Origin of the sequence: Streptomyces sp. NPDC007164, from assembly GCF_040634135.1 — a bacterium.
Taxonomy (GTDB): Bacteria; Actinomycetota; Actinomycetes; order Streptomycetales; family Streptomycetaceae; genus Streptomyces; species Streptomyces sanglieri.
The window spans coordinates 22,703-41,062 of record NZ_JBEYFB010000054.1; the positions used below are offsets into that span (position 1 = coordinate 22,703).

Here is an 18,360-nt window from a genome sequence, read left to right on the forward strand (position 1 = left end):
GGTGGCCCCGCGCGCGGAGACACCACAGGTCGGCGGGAGCGAGCAACAGGCGAGGGACACGGTCATCGTCGGGTTCACCGTGTACGCGCCGCCGGACACAGACGTCCTCACGACGGACCAGTTCCGGATCCGCGGCCAGGTGTGCGAGGTGACCGGGGAGCCGGGGGACTGGCATCGGTCTCCGTTCACGGGCACCCGCGGCCCGGTCCAGTTCGCTGCGGACCGCGTTACGGGGTAGGCCTGGCGTGCTCGACCGCGGCCACGAGTTTCGCGGCGGCGTCGTTGGCGCTGTGCCGGATCGACAGGCTGTGCGGGTCGGACTGGTGCGGCCGGCCGCCGGTAAGCAGGCTCTTCGACTCGTCGGCAGGCGCGCTCCCGGGGAGCACGAACTGCACGTAGCCGTGGAACAGCCTGGTTGCCGGCTTGAGCCTGGTTCCGGTGACGTCCGCGGCTCGGATCCTGGACTGCCTCTGTTCCTGGCCGACTTCCTTCTTCGTGATGGTGATCCATTCGCCGTCGAAGCTGATGGATCCCTGCACGCCCTTGACGTCCATGCCGCCCCCAAAACGAGTGAGGTGGTCATGATGCCCGCGAAGTTCAAGATGTCCAAGAAAGGTGTCGGCCAGCTCCTCAGATCACCCATGGTCCGGGCCGAGATGGTGCGCCGCGCGGACGTCATCAAGTCGGTGGCGGTCTCCATCGCCCCGGTGGGCGGCGGGGCGTGGGATCCGCACCCGGGCCACTACAAGGCATCCTTCGAGGTGTCGTCCACGGACCGGGGCGGTCGGCGCCGCGACCGCGCGACCGCCACGGTCCGGAACGCCGCGTACTACGCCCGGTGGGTGGAGTGCGGGACAGAGCGAGTCCGGGCGCACCACGTACTGCTGCGGGCCGCTCAGGCCGGAGGCCGGGGCTGATGGCCGCGGTCGGCTCGGTCGATGTTGAGCTGGAGCTCATCGGCTGGCTGCAGTCCCGCCTCGGCACCGATGTCGTGGTCCGCGACGAGCTCGACAACCACCTCCTCGACGAGCTGCCGACCGTGCAGGTCGAGGTGGTGGGCGGCGACGACGACGGATTCCGGCTCGACCGGGCGCTCGTCGACATCAGCACCTACGCGGCCACCAGGGCGACGGCCATTGCTCTCGCCACCACGGTGCACGGGCTGCTCCTGGAGCACCTGCGCGGATCGTCCACGGCCGCCGCGGTCTTCGGGGCGGTGCGAGCTCTGACCCGCCCTGCTGTCCGGCCCTACGAGAACACCGCGCTCCGCCGGGTCGGGGCCACCTATCAAGTCCATAGTCACCCGGTCGCCTGACGGGCCTGGGCCCGCGCCGACCCCTGTACCCGCCCGTGCGCGGGCTCTTCCATGTCTGGAGAAACTCATGGTCAACATCACCCGCGCTGCGGATCTCACGATGGTCGGAGCGAACGGCGGGGCTTGGGTGGCCCCGGTTGGGACGCCTGCTCTGACGTCGCCGCTGGACCAGCCGGCCGATCCGTGGGCCGCTCTCGGCGCGATCAGTGACGACGGTCTCGTGAATGGCTGGGACGAGGACTCGCAGGAGTTCACCCCCTGGGGGCTTACCAGCCCGTTCCGTACCCAGATCACCAAGTCGGTGCGCACGTTCTCGGCGACGATGTGGGAGACCTCCCGCACGTCGGTGATGAGTCTGCACTACCGGCTCGACGCCGCGGCCCTGATGCCGGACGGCGAGGGCATCACGAAGTTCGCCGAGACCGCGTCGCCGGTTCCGGACCGGCGTGCGTTCTGGTTCATCGTCCTCGATGGCGAGTCCGCCCGCGGTTTCTACGTGCCGCAGGGCGAGATCTCCGACCGCAGCGACGTCACGTACAAGCAGGACGAGATGTCCGGCTTCGAGTGGACGATCACCACGTACCCGGACGCCGAAGGCAACACGGTCTACCACTGCGACAAGTTGCCGCTGACGCCGGTCGACCCGGCGTCCTGAGCTGGGTGGGCGGGTCATCACTGCTGGCGCGGGCCCGGCCCGCCCACCCTTTCACCCCTTGCCCGCGCCGTGATTCTGGAGGCCCGCGCCCATGACCGAGAAGACCACCGAAGTGAGCCCTGCCGAGGCGCAGGAGATCGAAGCCGCCGGTCACTACGTGACCGCCGAACTGTGCGGCGAGAAGCTGCAGATTGTGCCTTCGGGTGCGTGGCGGCAGTCGTCGATGCGGAAGCTCAAGGCCAACGAGATGGACGACTTCCTGGAGGACGTTCTCAGCCCTGACTCCTACGAGGCGTACCTCGACCTCGACCCGACGAACGACGACCTCGGTGAGTTCATCAACTCCGCTGGCGAAGGATCGGGCGAGTCGGTGGGAAAGTCCAGTGGACCGCGGGCATCGTCGAGGAGCACGCGGAAGCGGTAGAGGCCGACCTCTGGCGGTTCTACCAGCGGGACCTCCTCGACGTGCACCGGGGGACGATGACATGGCGGCAGTTGCGGGTACTGATCCAGCATCTGCCGCCCGAGTCCGCAACGATGACCGCCCTGCGGAACGCCATGACTCCCGAGGAGTACGAGGCTCAGGCACGGAAGGGCCGGCCGGATGAGGGCCAGTGGTCGATGACCGAGCAGCTCCTCGCCGGGATCACGGACTCGCTGCATCAGCTGGAGTACATCCTCGTCGTCACGAACGGCGACGGTAAGGGACGTAAACCGAAGCGGCCGGAGCCTATGCGGCGGCCGGGCGTGGCCCCGAAGAAGGCCGATGGTCGCCTCACGGACCGCGGCGCGGAAACCCTGTTCAGACTGATCAACGGCGGCGGCGCGGCCTGACGCGCACGGGAGGAGGCTCCCGTGGCGATCCAGGTCGGCTCGGTCGAGGTCGATGTCATCCCCAACACGCAGGGGATCTATCAGCGCCTGCGTGACGGGCTCGTCCCGGCGGCGACCCGCGCCGGCCAGGACGCCGGTAACGCTGCTGGCCGCGCCTTTGGTCCGGCGATGCAGTCGGAGATCGGAGGCATCGGTCTCCGGATCGGGCAGCAGATCGGCCAGCAGATTGCGGCCCGCATCGTCGCGGAGATCCGCGGCGCTCTCCGCGACGGAGTCACTCAGGGCGGTGCGGCGGCGCGTGCATCCGCCCTTCGCCAGGGTGACCAGACCGGTGGCGCATTCTCCCGGGCACTGAAGACTCGGCTCGAAGCCGCGTTTCGCGCCCTGCCGAAAATCACCATCGACGCGGACACCACTGAAGCTGACGCCGACCTTCAGGCGCTGCGGGTCCGCATGGAGACCCTGGCCGGCAAACGGATCGGCATCGATATCGACGCCGAAGCGGCCAAGGCCGAGATAAAGCTGATCGAAGCCGAGCTGACCCGGCTCGGCGCCCGCCACCCCAACGTCCAGGTCCGCGCCGACACGGCGACAGCCCTCGGTGAACTCGCCGCGGTGCGGGCAGCGATCGACGGAGTCGACGGGAAGCGAGCCCGCATCGACGTCGACACGTCCGGGGCTCTGTCGGCGGTCCTCCAACTGGGCGTGGCCATCGGCGGGTTGGCCGCGATTCCTGCCATCCCAGTTCTCGCGGCCGGTTTCGGCTCCATCGGCTCGGCGGCTGTCGCGGCCGCTGTCGGCGTCGGTGCCCTGGCCGCGGTCGCGGCTCCCGCCATAGTCGGAATTGCTGGCGCCCTCCAGGCGCAGAAGGCGGCCCAGGACGCTGCCACAGCCTCGTCCTTGAAGGGCGCCCAGGCGTCCGGCCAGGGTGCGTCGAAGGCGCTGCAGATGGCCGGCGCGCAGCAGGCCTTGGCGACTGCGGAGCGAAACGGTGCCCGGCAGATCGCCCAGGCACAGAAGTCTGTACGGGACGCCCGGCAGGCTGCGGCGGACGCTGCTGACCAGGCTGCCCAGCGCACCGCAGCTGCGGCCCGCGCGGTCCAGGATGCTGAGCGGTCCCTCGCGCAGTCGCAGCGGGATGCCAAGCAGGCCCAGGAGGACCTGACCGATGCCCGGCGCCAGGCCGCGCTGGAGCTTGAGGACCTGAACAGCAGGCTGGCCGACGCGCAGCTGTCGCAGCGTGACGCGACGCTCGGCGTGCAGGAGGCCCAGGCCGAGCTGAACCGCACGATGGCGGACGCCAAGTCGACGCAGCTCGACAAGGACCGCGCACAGCTGTCCTACGACCAGGCGGTGCAGCGGCTCACGGAGCAGACCACCGAGACGAAGCGCCTCAAGGACGAGACGGCCGCCGCGAACAAGGCGGGCGTCGAGGGCTCGGACACTGTTACGCAGGCTCAGGACCGTCTGGCGAAGGCTCAGCAGCAGGTGGCGGACCGCGCACGTGGGGTGCGGGACGCGCAGGCCGAGGCCGCCCGGACACAGGTGGAGACGGCCCGGCAGGTCGCCCAGGCGCAGGAGCGGGTGTCCGAGGCGACCGCGAACGTGGCTGTGGCCCAGCAGTCCGCCGCGGACGCGGTGGCATCGGCCCAGCGTCAGATTGCCTCCGCTTCGCAGTCGGCGGCCGGGGGCGTGGACCAGGCTGCCCTGGCGCAGGCCAAGTACCAGGCCGAGTTGGCGAAGCTGACCCCGGCAGCGCGCGGGACGTTTAACGCGTTCGTGTCGCTGAGGTCGGCGTTCTCGGACTGGTCGGAGTCTCTGCAGCCCCAAGTCATGCCGCTGTTCACACGCGCCCTGATCGGGCTGAAGAACAGCCTGCCAGGCCTGACGCCTTTCGTGCTGGCTGCGGCCCGCGCGATCGGGACGCTGCAGGACCGGGTGTCGACCGGATTCAAGTCGCCCTGGTGGCAGGCCTTTAAGCAGGATCTCGCGGGCTCGGTCGAGCCCGCGGTCGTCGGGCTGGGTGTTTCCTTCGGCCGGACCTTCAAGGGCATGGCCGGCATCGTGCAGGCTTTCCTGCCGCACATGGATTCGATCTCGTCGACGATGCAGCGGATCACGGGCCGGTTCGCAACGTGGGGCACCAGCCTGAAGGGTAGCCCGGAGTTCGAGCGGTTCCTCTCCTACGCCTCGGAGCAGGGGCCCGTCCTCGCGGAGGCGATCGGTGACATCAGCAGCGCGTTCTACCAGATGGCGAGGGCGACAGCCCCGTTGTCCGGGCCGGTCCTGACAGCTCTGGGTGCGGTGGCACGCGCAATCGCGGACATTGCCCGGGATCTGCCTTGGCTGATCCGGTTGTTCTACGCAGTGTGGGTCGCGACGAAGCTGTGGACCCTCGCCATGATCGTGTTCAACGTGGTGATGAACGCCAACCCGATCACGCTGATCATCATCGGGATCGTGGTGCTGGTCGCGGTCGTTGTCTACGCCTACAAGAACTTCACATGGTTCCGGAACGTCGTTAACGCCGTATGGGAAGCCCTCAAGACGGGCGCACTGTTCGTCTGGAACAGCATCCTCAAGCCGGTCTTCGGCGCACTCGTGTTCGGGCTGAAGGCGATCGGTACGGCCGCGTCGTGGCTGTGGAACACCATCCTGTCGCCCGTTTTCGGCTTCATTGGCGCGGCGGCGCGGATCCTTGCGATGGTTGTTCTGACCGTACTGATCACGCCCCTGGTCATCGCTTTCAAGGTGCTGGCGGCTGTCGGCATGTGGCTGTGGACCAACGTGTTCGGCCCGGTCTTCGGCTGGATAGCAGACAAGGCAGTCTGGCTGTGGCAGGAGAAGATCAAGCCGGTCTGGGAGCTGTTCAAGATCGGGATCGGTCTCCTCGGCGCGAAGCTCAAGGAGCTCTGGGACAAGTACGCCAAGCCTGTTCTCGGCTGGATCGCAGACAAGGCCATAGCGCTATGGAAAGACAAGATCAAACCGGTCTGGGAACTGTTCAAGATCGGCATCGGCCTGCTCGGCGCCAAAATCAAGGAGTTGTGGGACAAGTACGCCAAGCCCGCGTTCGGCTGGATCGCCGACAAGGGGAAGTGGCTGTGGGACAAGGCGCTGAAGCCTGCGTTCGACAACATGAAGAAGGGCATCAAAGCAGTCGGTGACTCCTTCAATGACGCGAAGGATTTCATCGGAAAGGCTTGGTCGAAGGTCCAGGACATCGCGAAGACGCCCGTGAAGTTTGTGATTGACAAGGTCTACAACGCGGGCATCGTCCCGACGTGGAACACGATCGCGAAGGCGTTTGGCGCGCCAAAGCTGGACACGATCCAGACGAAGGGCTGGGCCCGGGGCGGTGTCCTGCCGGGCGCGTCGTCGTACCGGCAGGGCGATGACCAGCTGGTGCCGATGCGCCGCGGCGAGGGCGTCTACGTCTCCGAAGCGATGCGGAACCCGTATGAGCGGGCCCGGCTCCACGCCGTGAACCGTGCCGCCATGAAGGGCAAGCCGCTCGGCCAGTTCCAGGCCGAGGGCTTCTCCAAGGGCGGCATCTTCGACTGGGTGCAGTCGACGGCGTCCAAGGGTGTCGACCTGGCGAAGACCGGGGTGTCGTGGCTGAAGGACGGTATGAAGGCGTCCGCGACGGCGGGCCTGAGCACTGTAGTGAAGCCGCTGATCAGCAAGATCTCCGGGTCGGCGTCGCTGTACCGGGACATGATCACCGGCATTCCGAAGCGCATGATCAAGGACATCGTCGGGTACTCCGGGAAGGCGGACAGCAAGCTCGATGCCGCAGGCATCGGCACGGGAGGCTTCAAGAAGGGACTCACCTGGGCCCGCACCCAGGCCGGCAAGGCATACCAGTGGGGCGGCAACGGAAATCCCAGTTGGGACTGCTCCGGGCTCGTTTCCGCGATCGAGTCCGTCATCCGGGGCGAGCGACCGCACCGCCGGTGGGCGACGGGCGCGTTCTCCGGGAAGACGGCCCCTCCCGGCTGGGTCCTGAACGGCAGGTCGCCGTACATGATCGGCATCACCAACGCGGGCGTCGGCCACACTGCAGGCACCCTGAACGGCGTGAACGTAGAGTCCCGCGGCGGCGACGGCGTCGTGGTCGGGAAGAGTGCGCGCGCCTGGAACAACAACCTGTTCACCCACCACTACGCCTACAAGGGTAAGTACGACTCGGGCGGCTACCTCCAGCCCGGCCTCAACCTCGCCTACAACGGCACCGGGAGGCCGGAGCCGGTCTTCACAACGCAGCAGGCCAACGCCCTGACGTCGGTGGCGGCAAGAGGCGGCGGGGCTCTGTCTCTCGACGGCCAGCAGCTGCATCTCGTCCTCGACGACGGCCAGAAATTCACCGCCCACATCGAGACCCTGGCCGACGGCCGCGTCCGCGCCGCCAACAACAACCTGGTCCAAGTGCTGAATGCTGGGGGTGGTCTGTGATGGCGATTCCCGGGAACATGCTCAGCGTAGCTTCGGAGTCGATGGATCCGACGTTCACTGGATGGCGCCCGCGCTTGAACTGCTCGCTCCTGTCAGCTACTGGCGGCCGCAACGGTGCCAAGACTCTGGCAGTGAAGAGCAATGCGGCGGGCGAGGCGCAGGCAGAGACCGTGACCGGCTATCCAGTCGTTGCCGGACAGGTGTACCAGGTCTTTGCCGATGCGTCGTCGGCGACGGAGCCGGAACGTATCGGAATCGAATGGCTTGACAGCACGTATACCCCTGTCGGCCCGGTGCTGTGGTCGCTGGCACCGTCTGCCGCTTCGGCTTCGTGGCACCGCGTAGGGGTCGCTGGTACGGCACCTGCGGGTGCAGTACGGGCGCGCATTGTCCTGTCGTCTACAGCAGGCGGGGCAGCCGTCCCTCACTACTGGGAGAATGTCTACCTGGGGCAGCCAATTCGCACGACCGGCAACCTCTACTCATTCGGCACGGAGTCGTCGGAGATCGATGCCTCCGGCTGGATGCCGGAGGTCAACGCGACGATCTCCCGGCAGGCCCCCCCGGTTTCGTGGGCGGTCGACTGGTACTGGGCGGGCGGCCAAGTCCTGGCCGCCACCGTGATCACAGCTGGGAATGCCGCGATCGCGTCTGTGGAGAAGCCGGTCGTCACCCCGGGGGTGGAATATCTGGGGTACGCATACCTAGCGCCTCCCACGACCGCGTCGGCGGCATGGATCGAACTCCGCTTCTACGACGCTGCAGGCACCCAGATCGCTGCGACTCGTAGCGCCCTGGCAGCAGCCACGACGGGCTACCAGCGGCAACGCGTGTCTGCAGTCGCTCCGGCTGCGGCGGCGTCCGCCCGGCTGGCCGTCGGAATCGACGGAGCAACGGCAGGCCAGGTGCTACGCCTGGAGCAGGCCGTCATCTCCGTCGCCCCGGTGCTACAAGCCGGCTCCGTTGTGCCGTATGCCGACGCGACGTTCGAGCAGGGCATTGCCGGATGGACGACAACGGCCGGCGTGGCCACCCCGGCCCGGTCCGCGCCGTGGGGCGCCTACGCGTATGACGGCTCCTACGCGCTGACGATCACGTCTACGACAGCGACTGCGAGCACGATCCGCAGCGCCAAGTTCCGGCTGCCTGCGGGGTCTGGGGGTTTGGGCTTCCGGCTGCGTTACACGGCGACGGTGACGGCAGGCGGATGGTCGTCGAGCCGCGGCATCCGCTGGTACGACGCAGCCGGCACGGACTTGGGTCTGACCAAGTTCACCGACTCCGGGCTGCCGACGCCGGGCTGGTGGCTACTGGGCACAGATCAGACCGCCCCTGCGGGTGCGACGCAGGCGGCGGTGGAGTGGACGTTCACCGCCACCGCTGCCAACTCCGTACTGAGGATTGACCGGGTGGCGCTGTGGCAGGCCCTGCCGGTCATGACTGTCGAGGTGCGCGAGCCGACCGCGTCGATTTCGCTCACCGCGCGGGAGCTGACCATTGGCTCTCTCCTGCGTGTGACCCGAGTGACGCCTTCGGGCGCCCGCGCTCTGGTGCGTGGCCCGGCAGGGCTGTACGACGGCACAGTCGTCATCACGTCCGACTTGGTCGTGGTTGAGGACTACGAAGCGCCGCTCGGGGTGCCGGTGTACTACATCGTCGAGATCATTGACGCCACCACTGGCGCAGTCGAGAGCCGCACGTCAACGTCGGCCACGGTCCCGCACCAGGACCGTAACTGGGTCTGGCTCAAGGACCCTGGGAACCCCCAGCGGAACATGCTGGTAATGGTGCAGCGCGCCCCTGACTGGCAGCGGCCCATCGAGCAGTCCGCGTATGTGGTCCGCGGCAGGCGCAACAAGGTCGTGCTGTCGGGGCGCCGGCAGGGGCTGGAGGGCGACCTGGCGATCTGGACCCTGTCCGATGACCAGCGAGCAGCCCTGCACTGGCTCCTCGACTCCGGGAACGTCCTGCTGTGGCAGGCAGCCCCCGGCATGGGTGTCTCCGACACATACGTCAACGTCGGCCAGATCGGCGAGGAGCGCACAGACGGCACGGCAATGGAACAGATGCGGGCCTGGACCCTGCCTCTCACCGAGGCGGACATCCCCGTCACTACAGGCGTGAACGGGTCCGCGGGCCGCACTTGGATCGACGTGCTTGCCGAGTTCTCCACATGCAGCGGCCTGATCGCGACCTACGCCACCTGCGAAGACCTCCTTCTCGACCACCGGGCAAGGTGATTCATGTATCCGGTCTCCGGCCGTTTCCTGCCGCGGCTCGCCGAGTCCCACAACCCGGCAACGTTGGTGCAGATGTTCACCACGGACGGCCGGGTCATCACCGTGGATCACACCGGTGGGAGCGTCTCCGTGGACCGCGGACAGGCCATCCGGCGGACGTGCACCGTGACATCTGCCGACGTCTCGCTCATGCCGCTCACCCCCGTCGACCAGCTCGCCACCTACGGCGCCCGCCTTCGGATCGCCCGCGGCGTCGAGTACGGCGACGGCACCAGCGAACTCGTACCGCTCGGAGTGTTCCGTCTCGACAGCGTGGAAGGTGATCCCGTCGAGGGCCCGGTCACGCTTACCGGCAAGAGCCTCGAATGCATCGTCGCCGACGACAAGTTCACAGCCCCATACCAGGCGACCGGCACCGTCGTCGGGGCGATCACCGCCCTGGTCACCCGGAGCATCCCGGACGCCCAGGTCATCAGCCAGATCACAGACAGCGTCATCGGCCCGCGCACCTGGGACACCGACGGTGACCCCTGGGCGGCATGCCAGGAAGTGGCTGCTGCGGCCGGCGCGGAGTGCTACGCCAACGCCGACGGCGTATTCGTGATCAGTGCCCTTCCCGATGTGCTGGCAGTGAACCCGGTGTGGGCTGTCGAGGCCAGCGAAGGGGGCGTGTACGTCAAAGGCACCAGGAGCATGAGCTCCGACGGCGTCTTCAACGGCGTCCTTGCCCGCGGGGAAGGAACGGGGGCGGGCGCGCCAGTGCAGTACCTGGCCACGGACGACGACCCTGGCAGCCCCACGTACTGGGGTGGTCCGTTCGGGCACCGACCGACCACGTACAGCAGTTCCACGCTGACGACGCTCATCGCCTGCTCAGCCGCCGCGAACCTGAGGCTGAGGTCGGCGAAAGCCCCAAATTCCAGGGGCGACCTGTCCAGCCTGCCGAACCCCGCCCTGGAGCCGGGCGACGTCATCCGGGTCACGCACCCGGACGGTCTCCGCGAACTCCACCAGATCGCGTCCTTCACCGTCCCGCTCGACGCAGGCGGCGACTTCCCAGTTGCCACAATCTCCGCGAAGGAGGACTCGTGACGAAGTCCTCGCTCGTCTCCACCCGAGACCTGGCCGGCGCGCTGCGACGTCAGGCCGTGCAGGCCGGGGCCACCACCCCGACCGTCCGCGGCTCCGACTGGCGCCGCGCCATCGTCAACACTGTAAGCACGGACGGAACCATCACCACGACAGACGGAATCGTGGCCCTGCGCGCCGAGGCTTACCGGGCCCCAGCCGTCGGCGACATCGTCCGTATCTCCGTCTCGTCTTCCGGAGCCGCGGTAGCAGAGGGGCGGTACGCGGCGGCTGGCGACGACTGGACTGCACTCACACCCGCCGCCGGCTTCACTGCCGCCTCCGGGTATCAGGTGCCGCAATACCGGCGGACGGGCGACGAGGTCCGGCTCCGCGGCTCATTCACGAAGGGCTCGACGCTCGTCTACGGCGACGTATTCACCACCCTGCCGGCCGGAGCCAGGACCCCGGCCGACACAGACGTCCTCCTCATCTGCTCGCAGGGCGCAAACGGCGCAACTTACGGGGCCTGCCGCGGCATCGTCCGCGCCGCCACAGGAGCAATCGAGTACCGGGGCCCGGCCGTCTCCACGCTCGTCGGCCTGCCCCCCACGACCATCTGGACAACCTGAGAGGTCTCATGCCTACCACTGACGCCTACGGGCAGGGCATTTCGATCACCGCCCCCACGGACGCCCCAGACATGCCCGCGACAGCCCAGGCCCTGGCCGGCGGACTGGTACCCCGGTCGGTGATGCGGTTCGCTTCGGCGAGCACCCGCAACGCGACGCTCACGTCGCCGGTCGCGGGGATGGTCGCGTTCCTGCAGGACACAAAGCTCTTCACCGGCTACGACGGAACATCCTGGGTGGTCCTCGCCGCGGGCACGCAGGCATGGACCACGATCCCCCTCGTGTCCGGGTACTCCCACAACGGCAACGCGAACGGGAATGCCCAATATCGGATCGTGAACCTGTTTGGCGAGCCCACCGTCATGCTTCGTGGGGGAGTCGGACTGACGTACCCGAGCGGCGCGTTGCCCAACGGATCGGTAATGACGTCGTCCACCCTGCCCTCAGCAGCCAGACCGACCGCGCTGCGGACCGTGGCAGCCGCCTGCTCGGCGGCCTCGTCGACCGTCACCTCCCTGAAGATCGACGCCCAGCCCGGCGGGCACCTCCTCGTCGTCGGCACGGGGACGAACGACAAGCCCCCGTGGGTCAGCCTGAACGGCTGCTTCTACAGCCTCTGACCCCACCCTCACCGAGTCCCGAGCCACCGGCCGGGGCTTCTTCTATGTCTGGAGGCCTGATGGCCAATCCCCTGACCGCCGCCGCGGTCCTTGCTGCTCTCCGCGCGGAGGGCGTGCGCGTCGTCGAGGTCGGCAACTGGCGCACCCATAACCGCGCAGGTCACGGTGCATGGGGCCCGCTGAATGGCGGCATCGTGCATCACACCGTCACGAAGGGCACCGCGTCCACGGTCTCGATGGTCCGTGACGGCTACGCGTCCCTGCCCGGCCCGCTGTGCCACGGGATGATCGCGAAGGACGGTCGGGTGCACATGGTCGGCTGGGGCCGCACGAACCACGCTGGCGGCGGAGACCCCAAGGTGCTCGACCAGGTCATCGCCGAGTCCTACGACACCCGACCGACCCCACCCACCCGCGGCAACAGCGACGGGGTCGACGGCAACGCGCGCTATTACGGCTGGGAGTGCGAGAACCTCGGCGACGGCAAGGACCCCTGGCCCAAGGCCCAGTACGACGCGATCGTGCGTGTGCAGGCCGCCCTGTGTCGGGCGCACAAGTGGTCGGCGAAGTCCGTGATCGGCCACCTGGAATGGTCCAGCGACAAGGTCGACCCGCGCGGCTTCTCCATGACGCAGCTGCGCGCCGACGTGGCAGAGCGGCTGAAGCACCCCGCCGGCTGGAACCCCGGCGGCACCAACCCGAGCAAGGAGACCAACGTGGCTCTGACCGACGCCGACGTGAAGAAGGTGGCCGAAGCGGTTGTCGAGCAGCTGCTGACCGCGGACCGGTTCACCGCCCCGTCCGACGCCGCGGACTACAGCCCCGACCCGAAGAGCAACAAGCACTACTGGACCGGGCGCAGCGTCTTCGCCGACCTGGTAACCCGGGTCCGCCGCATCGACAAGACCCTGGCCGCCCTCAGTAAGGAGAAGTGACCATGGCCGCACCCGTCGAAGCAAAGGTGAAGGCGGCAAGCGCTGCGACGTTCCTCGCCGGTCTCGCCGTCGCCGTGCTGAACGCAATCGTCGCCGACAACTCGCTACTCGGCCCGCTGCCCGGCTGGGTCCAGGCGCCGCTCCTCGCGCTCGTCCCGGCCGCCCTCGCATGGCTCGCCGGGTACCAGGCGAGGCACACCGTCCGTGACCACGTCGACCCGACCAGCGCCTGAGCAACGGAGTAGCACGTGCCTGATGAGCCAACTCTCGGCGAGGTGATGCGCCGACTCGAAGATGTCCGCACCGACCTCAAGGACGACTTCCGGGAGCTGGGGCTCAGGCTCGACAGCAAAGTCTCCCTGGAGCGGTACCAGCTCGAACAGCAAGCCCGCGATGACGCACTCAAGCTCCTCGTGGAGCGTGTGCGCGGCATCGAGGAGGCGCGCGAGCAGGCCGCCCAGAATCGCAGGGAAGAGGAACAGCGCGCGGCAGACCGACGGGCCGCGGACCGGCGCCTCATCTTCACCGCGCTGATCGCGCCGGTCCTGCTGCTGATCCTGACCGTGTATCTGAATGCGCAGGGGGCGGGGGCATGAGGCGACACAAGAGCGCGGGCGCCGAACGGCGCCGAACTGACCTCGTGTTCACCCTTGCCGCCGCAGTGGCTCTGGCCGGCTTCGCATTCCTCGTCGTCACGATGCAGGGGCTCTCTCACGACCTCCGCACCGCGAACGAAGCGCGCGACGCCTTGGCTCAGCAAATCGAGCGGCTGGGGGAGTCCCCGGTGGCCGGCCCGCCCGGCAGCCGCGGCCAGCCCGGCGCATCCGTCGTCGGCCCACCAGGGCCGCAAGGCGACCAAGGCGAGCCCGGTCCGATCGGGCCGACCGGGCCTGTGGGTCCGAGCGGCAGCCCCGGTGCGGACGGCGACGATGGCACCGACGCCGTCGGCTCACCCGGCCCCACAGGCGCGCCCGGTGCAGACGGACAGTCGGTCGTTGGCCCCGCAGGCCCGAAGGGCGACACCGGCCCGGCCGGCCCGCCTGGTGCTGACGGGAGGGACGGTACGAACGGTCGTGACGGCGCAAACGGCCAGACGTGCCCGGACGGGTACAGCCTCCAGCCCCCGCCCGGCGACCCGGACGCACTGGTGTGCCGCCGGGACGGTGCACAGACGCCGACGAAGGGCGCCCGCAAGGGACTTCTCGGGCTCGGTGCCCTCACAGCAACTGCGATGTACAGGAGGCTCGATGGCTGACATCCCGGCCCGGCAGGTGCAGCCGCGCGTGGACGACAGCGCCGGCGACATGGGGACACTCGTCGACCTTGGGCTGGTCGAGGAGCAACCGACTCCGCAGTACGAGGGGCTGTTCGTCGAGCCCGACCTCCCGCCCGTCGACGAAGACGAGTGAGTCCGACCTCGAAGCATGGCCCCCTGCTCCGGCTTCGGCCAGAGCAGGGGGCGTTTCGCTGTCCCTCGATCGCCAAGGCTGGCGGGTCGCAAGATTCACGCACCGCGCTCGGCGGCGTCGATGGTCTCGCATGCACTGAGCGCCGCGAGTAACTGCCCTCGCCCGGACTCAACGTCGATCTGCTCGGCTTCGATGGCTTCGGCCAGGCGCGCGGCATGGTCCAGCACGGCCACCATGGCGGTCTCGATCTCTCGCGGGCGGCGCACCCAATCGTCGGCCGCGTGAGCTTTGAAAGCATGGGCGGCGCGCAGGGTGCGGGCGACGTCACCGCCGTGCATCTGGAGGTACTGGGTTGTTGAAGGGCCGATCCAGAGATCCGCATGGGATTGCACGATGCGTTCGTAGCTGCGGTAGTCGATGACAGTGCCGCAGCGCCCCTCACCCGGGCTTCGAGTCCGCAGCCCGCGCCAATCACGGGCGAGCCATCGGTGCCTGCGACAGGTGCCGAGACGGTACTGCAGGGCCTGTCCGGCTTTCTGGCTGCGCCGTTCGATGACGGTGGTGGCCGGGTCGGTGCAGGTGGTGATCTGGCGCAGCAGCATGGGGCTCCCGTTCGTAGGTGGCTCCATGATGGGCGGGCGCCCGGCCCGGATCCGCTCTCGCGGCGCACAGTAGACGTGACGCACAACACGCCCCTGCCCGGCTTCGGCCGGTGCGGGGGCGTTCGTTGCGTGATGGCCATGGCGATCGGGCTGTTCATCAATCGGTCGGAACGTGAATCTGAACGAGAGGCCGGCCCAACTCTCCAAGCCCGTATGCAGATTGTTCATCAACCCGTTCATCTATCCGGTACTGTTCAGATAGGTAGTCGCCACGTTTGATGAACAAGGAGGGGTCGGATGGCCTTAGTTGGTCTCGTCCGCGTCAGCACGGACAAGCAGAACACTGAGCGGCAGCACGACGCGCTCGACTCGATCTGCCTGAAGGTCTTCGAAGAGAAGATGAGCGGCAAGCTCCGAGCCGAGGAGCGACCCGCACTCACCGCCGCGATCGAGTTCATGCGCGAGGGCGACATGCTCTGCGTCCAGGAAGTCGACCGACTCGGCCGCAACCTGCTCGAAGGCCTGATCGTCCTCAATGACCTCTTCGAGCGCGGCATCGCAGTCAAGGTGCTTGAAGGCATCGCGACCGGCGAGCACACAGAGCGTTCACTCATCCTCGACCTGGCCCTGGCCCTGGCCGAGGATCGCCGCCGAGACATTGTGAGGAAGACGAAGAACGGTTTGGAGGCCGCCCGTAAGCGCGGTCGTGTTGGAGGGCGCAGGCCTGTCATGACGGAGACGCTGACTGTTCAGGCTGCGGCTCTTCGTGATCGAGGATTCACTATCAGGCAGATCCAGCCGCACCTTCGGATCGCCGAAGGTGCGAGCAAGGGGAAGAATCCTAGCGTCGGCGCAATCTCCCAAGCCCTCCAAGCCTTCGATGCTGAGCGCAGCACGGCCACTGAGCGCGCAGTGGATGCATAGGGCGACGATAGACACGGCCCCCTCCCGCCGAAGAGGAGGGGGGAATCCGTCAGACTGCGGCGGCCTCGCTGGCCGCAGCTTCCAGGGTCCGCGCGGCCGACCCGAGCGAGGCAAACGCTTCTCCGAGCTGGAAGCTGACGCCGGGCGTCAGCCCGTCCAGCCCAACGAGGGCATCGCGTAGACGCTGCTGGAGTGCCTCAGCGTCGGCAGCGAGGGTGCGCAGGTGACTGGCGGAAGCCTCGGGCATGGCTGGCTCTCCCCGGAGTACAGCGGATGTGGGAGACCAGACTACGACCCTGGCACCGCCCAGAATTCCGAAACAGGCACTCACGCCCCTTCGTAGCGGTGCGCCCGCCCGCCGCGCCATTCGATTCAGTGCGGGGCGTCGATGTATGACGACCGCGTTCATTCAACGCAGAGCCGGGGTCATCCTCGGCGGAAGGAGTCCAGTAGTGGACAAGGAGAAGGTAGCGGCAGTAGCGGTCGGGATCGCCCAACGGGCTGGTACCGAACCGCCATGTGCGGACGGAGCTCACGTCCACCGACGGGGCGAGCGGGTGTGCGCGGCCGTCGTGGACGGGGCCGGCCACCGCGACGAGACCGTTGAGTTCGCTGGGCACGCGCCGGTCGTGATCACTCTGATGGGGATGGTCATGGGCGGACTCGTCGGCCTGGTCACCGCCGGACGGATGGCCGAGGCCTACGGATGGCCGCCGCGCGTGTCCGCCGTCTACGCCTCCATGGAGCCCGGCCGCCCCACCGGTATCCACTGGATCGGCGACTGCCGGGCATACGGGTGGGACGGTGTGTTGACCCAATGGTCCACCGACCAAACCATGGGGCAGTGGCTGCGCTGGAACGGCGGCAAGACCATCGAGCTGGTGCCCGCCGAGGTCGCCGAGACGCAGGACAACTGGCCGAGGCTCGGTCTCACCGAAGCCACCGAGATGACCTGCCGCCAGGTCGAGATCCCGGAGGACGTGCCCCTGGTGCTGCTGGTCTCGGACGGCATCTCCGAACAGGTGCCGGAAGAGGCGTGGGTGGACCTGATCCGCCAGCACGAGACCGACCCGCAGGCCCTCGCCGACGCGCTCGTCGCCGCAGCCCAGGACGAGATCGACGACGAGACCGGAGAGACGTACCGCGACGACGCGACCGTGATCGTTCTGCGCAGGCCCTCGGCCTGACCCCGTCGCGGCGGGCCGCCCTGGTTGTCATACCGGCCCGCTACCGTGGGCTCATCCCATTCGCGCCTATGGCTGGGCGCAGCTACGAGACCGCCCCTCACCCGGAACAGCGCCCGGGGGAGGGGCGGACGTGCGTCATCCGGGACGAGTGGTCGCTACCCAGGGCCGGCCGGACCGCGGTCTCATGCCTGGGGGCGGGTGACGAATGTGCCCTTGTTGGGGAGGGTGACGACCAGCCCGCGCTCACGCAGCTCTTGCACTGCGCGCCTGGCGGTTCCGGGTGCGACGCCGTATTGGGCACTCATGTCGCGCTCGTTCGGCAACCGGGCGCCGTGCGGTAGACGCCCGTCTCGAATCTCCCGCTCGACCCGGTCGGCGACCTGCACATACACGTACTGAATCGGGTCATTGCTCATGCTCGGAACGTATGGCGGGCCAGTGCACCCCGCATCCGCAGGTGGCTGCATGGGGCACCATGGGGCGGTATATAGCGGTACCGTCTGAGCAGTAAGAACCCCCGCGACCGTGCTACCGGTCCGGGGGTGTGGACACCAGCAGTGGGAGCTGATGACGTGCCTGAGAATACCGGGCCAGTGGCGGCCCAGCACAGGGTCATGGACGCCGCCATCCAGACCGCATACGCCGCGTTCATTCACCACACCCAGGCGTGCGTCGAGTGCCGCACCGGGGGTATGGACTGCGCGGTCGCCGGCGACCTCCGGCAGGCCTACCGGGCGGCAAAGAAAGGCCCGGCGCAGTCCCGGTAGACGCGGCCGCGGTGCGTCGCGCGGCTCGGCGGCGACCTGGCATATGCCACAGATCTGCGCCTAGTGTGTTAATCGAACACTTGTTCACTCGAAGGAGTGAACAACCGCGTGGCGACAACATCCGTTGGACAGGTGACAAGAGGACGAGCCCGTCTATACAGCCACTTGGGAAGGCCGCCATGACTCCTGACGCGCTTCTCTCGCTCTATCAGTGGAAGGCCGGCACATGCTTCCGCTGCGCTCAGGGGGAGGTCTACGTCACTCCCATCGGTCACATCAACACTCCCTCGGGCGAGAGTTACGGGCTGGCCGCTTGCGGCGCATGCGTCCTGGATCTGGAGTTGGAGCGCCAGCGGTACGCCGACCGCAAGGGCTTCGACTACCTGCCCGGAACCCTCGGCTTGTAGACACCCCGCCAAAGCCGCTCCCCGGTAGTAGAGGGAGCGGCTTTTCGCTGTAGACGGGCTGGTGGGAGGAGCTTTCCCGGGGGAGTGGCTGGGGAGAATCTGGTGGTGGGGAGGGACTGGGGAGCCGTGAGATTCCCTACGTCGGCTGCGCATCGACATCGGATCGGAACGGATCGGAACCGAAAGGAACGCAGGTCAGAGGCATGAGCCGACCAACTGTCGAAGAAACCGCTGGATGAACAACCTCAGGGGCCAGTTCTTCACGGACTACAACCTGCTCGCCGCGGGCTCGGTGATCGTCGCCCTGCCC

The 18,360-nt window shown here is 68.0% G+C and carries 22 protein-coding genes; 18 read left to right on the forward strand and 4 right to left on the reverse strand.

Annotation, left to right across the window (positions count from 1 at the left end):
• Positions 1 to 227: 227 nt before the first annotated feature.
• Positions 228 to 554 carry a DUF4429 domain-containing protein gene (locus ABZ622_RS36210; protein WP_360550704.1) on the reverse strand — a complete coding sequence of 109 codons (327 nt, stop codon included), beginning with the start codon at positions 552 to 554 and terminating at the stop codon, positions 228 to 230.
• Between the two features lie 27 nt (positions 555 to 581).
• Between ABZ622_RS36210 and ABZ622_RS36215 the strand changes: the two genes are divergently transcribed.
• The 14 genes from ABZ622_RS36215 to ABZ622_RS36280 all read left to right on the forward strand — a co-directional run bounded on the left by ABZ622_RS36215 (position 582) and on the right by ABZ622_RS36280 (position 14,163).
• Positions 582 to 917, forward strand: a complete 336-nt coding sequence (locus tag ABZ622_RS36215) for an HK97 gp10 family phage protein (RefSeq protein ID WP_360550706.1) — start codon at positions 582 to 584, stop codon at positions 915 to 917.
• Positions 917 to 1,315, forward strand: a complete 399-nt coding sequence (locus ABZ622_RS36220; protein WP_360550708.1) for a hypothetical protein — start codon at positions 917 to 919, stop codon at positions 1,313 to 1,315. The genes ABZ622_RS36215 and ABZ622_RS36220 overlap by 1 nt, the downstream gene beginning before the upstream one ends.
• A gap of 67 nt (positions 1,316 to 1,382) precedes the next feature.
• Positions 1,383 to 1,970, forward strand: coding sequence for a phage tail protein (locus ABZ622_RS36225; RefSeq protein WP_360550710.1), 588 nt, complete (start codon positions 1,383 to 1,385; stop codon positions 1,968 to 1,970).
• 91 nt (positions 1,971 to 2,061) lie between these two features.
• Positions 2,062 to 2,394 carry a hypothetical protein gene (locus ABZ622_RS36230; RefSeq protein ID WP_360550712.1) on the forward strand — a complete coding sequence of 111 codons (333 nt, stop codon included), beginning with the start codon at positions 2,062 to 2,064 and terminating at the stop codon, positions 2,392 to 2,394.
• A gap of 134 nt (positions 2,395 to 2,528) precedes the next feature.
• Complete coding sequence (locus tag ABZ622_RS36235) at positions 2,529 to 2,804, forward strand: hypothetical protein (protein ID WP_360550714.1); 276 nt, start codon at positions 2,529 to 2,531, stop codon at positions 2,802 to 2,804.
• Positions 2,805 to 2,825: 21 nt separating this feature from the next.
• Positions 2,826 to 7,259, forward strand: coding sequence for a hypothetical protein (locus ABZ622_RS36240; RefSeq protein WP_360550716.1), 4,434 nt, complete (start codon positions 2,826 to 2,828; stop codon positions 7,257 to 7,259).
• A gap of 131 nt (positions 7,260 to 7,390) precedes the next feature.
• A complete protein-coding gene (locus tag ABZ622_RS36245) occupies positions 7,391 to 9,499 on the forward strand; it encodes a hypothetical protein (RefSeq protein ID WP_360550718.1) in 2,109 nt (702 codons plus the stop codon).
• Between the two features lie 3 nt (positions 9,500 to 9,502).
• Entirely contained in the window at positions 9,503 to 10,591 is a 1,089-nt protein-coding gene (locus ABZ622_RS36250) for a DUF5047 domain-containing protein (protein ID WP_360550720.1), read from the forward strand.
• Positions 10,588 to 11,199, forward strand: a complete 612-nt coding sequence (locus tag ABZ622_RS36255; protein WP_360550722.1) for a hypothetical protein — start codon at positions 10,588 to 10,590, stop codon at positions 11,197 to 11,199. Before ABZ622_RS36250 ends, ABZ622_RS36255 begins: the two co-directional genes overlap by 4 nt.
• Positions 11,200 to 11,207: 8 nt before the next feature.
• On the forward strand, positions 11,208 to 11,819 hold the full coding sequence (locus tag ABZ622_RS36260; protein ID WP_360550724.1) for a hypothetical protein: 612 nt from the start codon (positions 11,208 to 11,210) through the stop codon (positions 11,817 to 11,819).
• Between the two features lie 59 nt (positions 11,820 to 11,878).
• On the forward strand, positions 11,879 to 12,754 hold the full coding sequence (locus ABZ622_RS36265; RefSeq protein WP_360550726.1) for an N-acetylmuramoyl-L-alanine amidase: 876 nt from the start codon (positions 11,879 to 11,881) through the stop codon (positions 12,752 to 12,754).
• 2 nt (positions 12,755 to 12,756) lie between these two features.
• Positions 12,757 to 12,987, forward strand: a complete 231-nt coding sequence (locus ABZ622_RS36270) for a holin (RefSeq protein WP_360550728.1) — start codon at positions 12,757 to 12,759, stop codon at positions 12,985 to 12,987.
• 15 nt (positions 12,988 to 13,002) lie between these two features.
• On the forward strand, positions 13,003 to 13,350 hold the full coding sequence (locus tag ABZ622_RS36275; protein WP_360550730.1) for a hypothetical protein: 348 nt from the start codon (positions 13,003 to 13,005) through the stop codon (positions 13,348 to 13,350).
• Positions 13,351 to 14,001: 651 nt separating this feature from the next.
• On the forward strand, positions 14,002 to 14,163 hold the full coding sequence (locus ABZ622_RS36280) for a hypothetical protein (protein WP_360550732.1): 162 nt from the start codon (positions 14,002 to 14,004) through the stop codon (positions 14,161 to 14,163).
• Positions 14,164 to 14,258: 95 nt separating this feature from the next.
• Here ABZ622_RS36280 and ABZ622_RS36285 read toward each other — a convergent pair whose 3' ends face one another.
• Complete coding sequence (locus tag ABZ622_RS36285; RefSeq protein ID WP_360550734.1) at positions 14,259 to 14,765, reverse strand: hypothetical protein; 507 nt, start codon at positions 14,763 to 14,765, stop codon at positions 14,259 to 14,261.
• A 297-nt stretch (positions 14,766 to 15,062) separates the two neighbouring features.
• Between ABZ622_RS36285 and ABZ622_RS36290 the strand changes: the two genes are divergently transcribed.
• A complete protein-coding gene (locus ABZ622_RS36290; protein ID WP_360550736.1) occupies positions 15,063 to 15,689 on the forward strand; it encodes a recombinase family protein in 627 nt (208 codons plus the stop codon).
• 49 nt (positions 15,690 to 15,738) lie between these two features.
• Here the strand turns inward: ABZ622_RS36290 and ABZ622_RS36295 are convergent, their stop codons facing one another.
• Positions 15,739 to 15,936, reverse strand: coding sequence for a hypothetical protein (locus tag ABZ622_RS36295; RefSeq protein ID WP_360550738.1), 198 nt, complete (start codon positions 15,934 to 15,936; stop codon positions 15,739 to 15,741).
• A 382-nt stretch (positions 15,937 to 16,318) separates the two neighbouring features.
• On the opposite strand from ABZ622_RS36295, the gene ABZ622_RS36300 reads away from it, so the two are divergent.
• Positions 16,319 to 16,876 (forward strand): SpoIIE family protein phosphatase, encoded by a 558-nt coding sequence (locus ABZ622_RS36300; RefSeq protein ID WP_360550740.1) that lies wholly within the window; start codon positions 16,319 to 16,321, stop codon positions 16,874 to 16,876.
• Between the two features lie 182 nt (positions 16,877 to 17,058).
• On the opposite strand, the gene ABZ622_RS36305 is transcribed toward ABZ622_RS36300, so the two are convergent.
• Positions 17,059 to 17,292 carry a winged helix-turn-helix domain-containing protein gene (locus ABZ622_RS36305; protein ID WP_360550742.1) on the reverse strand — a complete coding sequence of 78 codons (234 nt, stop codon included), beginning with the start codon at positions 17,290 to 17,292 and terminating at the stop codon, positions 17,059 to 17,061.
• A gap of 156 nt (positions 17,293 to 17,448) precedes the next feature.
• Between ABZ622_RS36305 and ABZ622_RS36310 the strand changes: the two genes are divergently transcribed.
• Positions 17,449 to 17,643, forward strand: coding sequence for a hypothetical protein (locus ABZ622_RS36310; protein ID WP_360550744.1), 195 nt, complete (start codon positions 17,449 to 17,451; stop codon positions 17,641 to 17,643).
• Positions 17,644 to 17,822: 179 nt separating this feature from the next.
• Complete coding sequence (locus ABZ622_RS36315; RefSeq protein ID WP_360550746.1) at positions 17,823 to 18,050, forward strand: hypothetical protein; 228 nt, start codon at positions 17,823 to 17,825, stop codon at positions 18,048 to 18,050.
• The last annotated feature ends 310 nt before the right edge of the window (positions 18,051 to 18,360 follow it).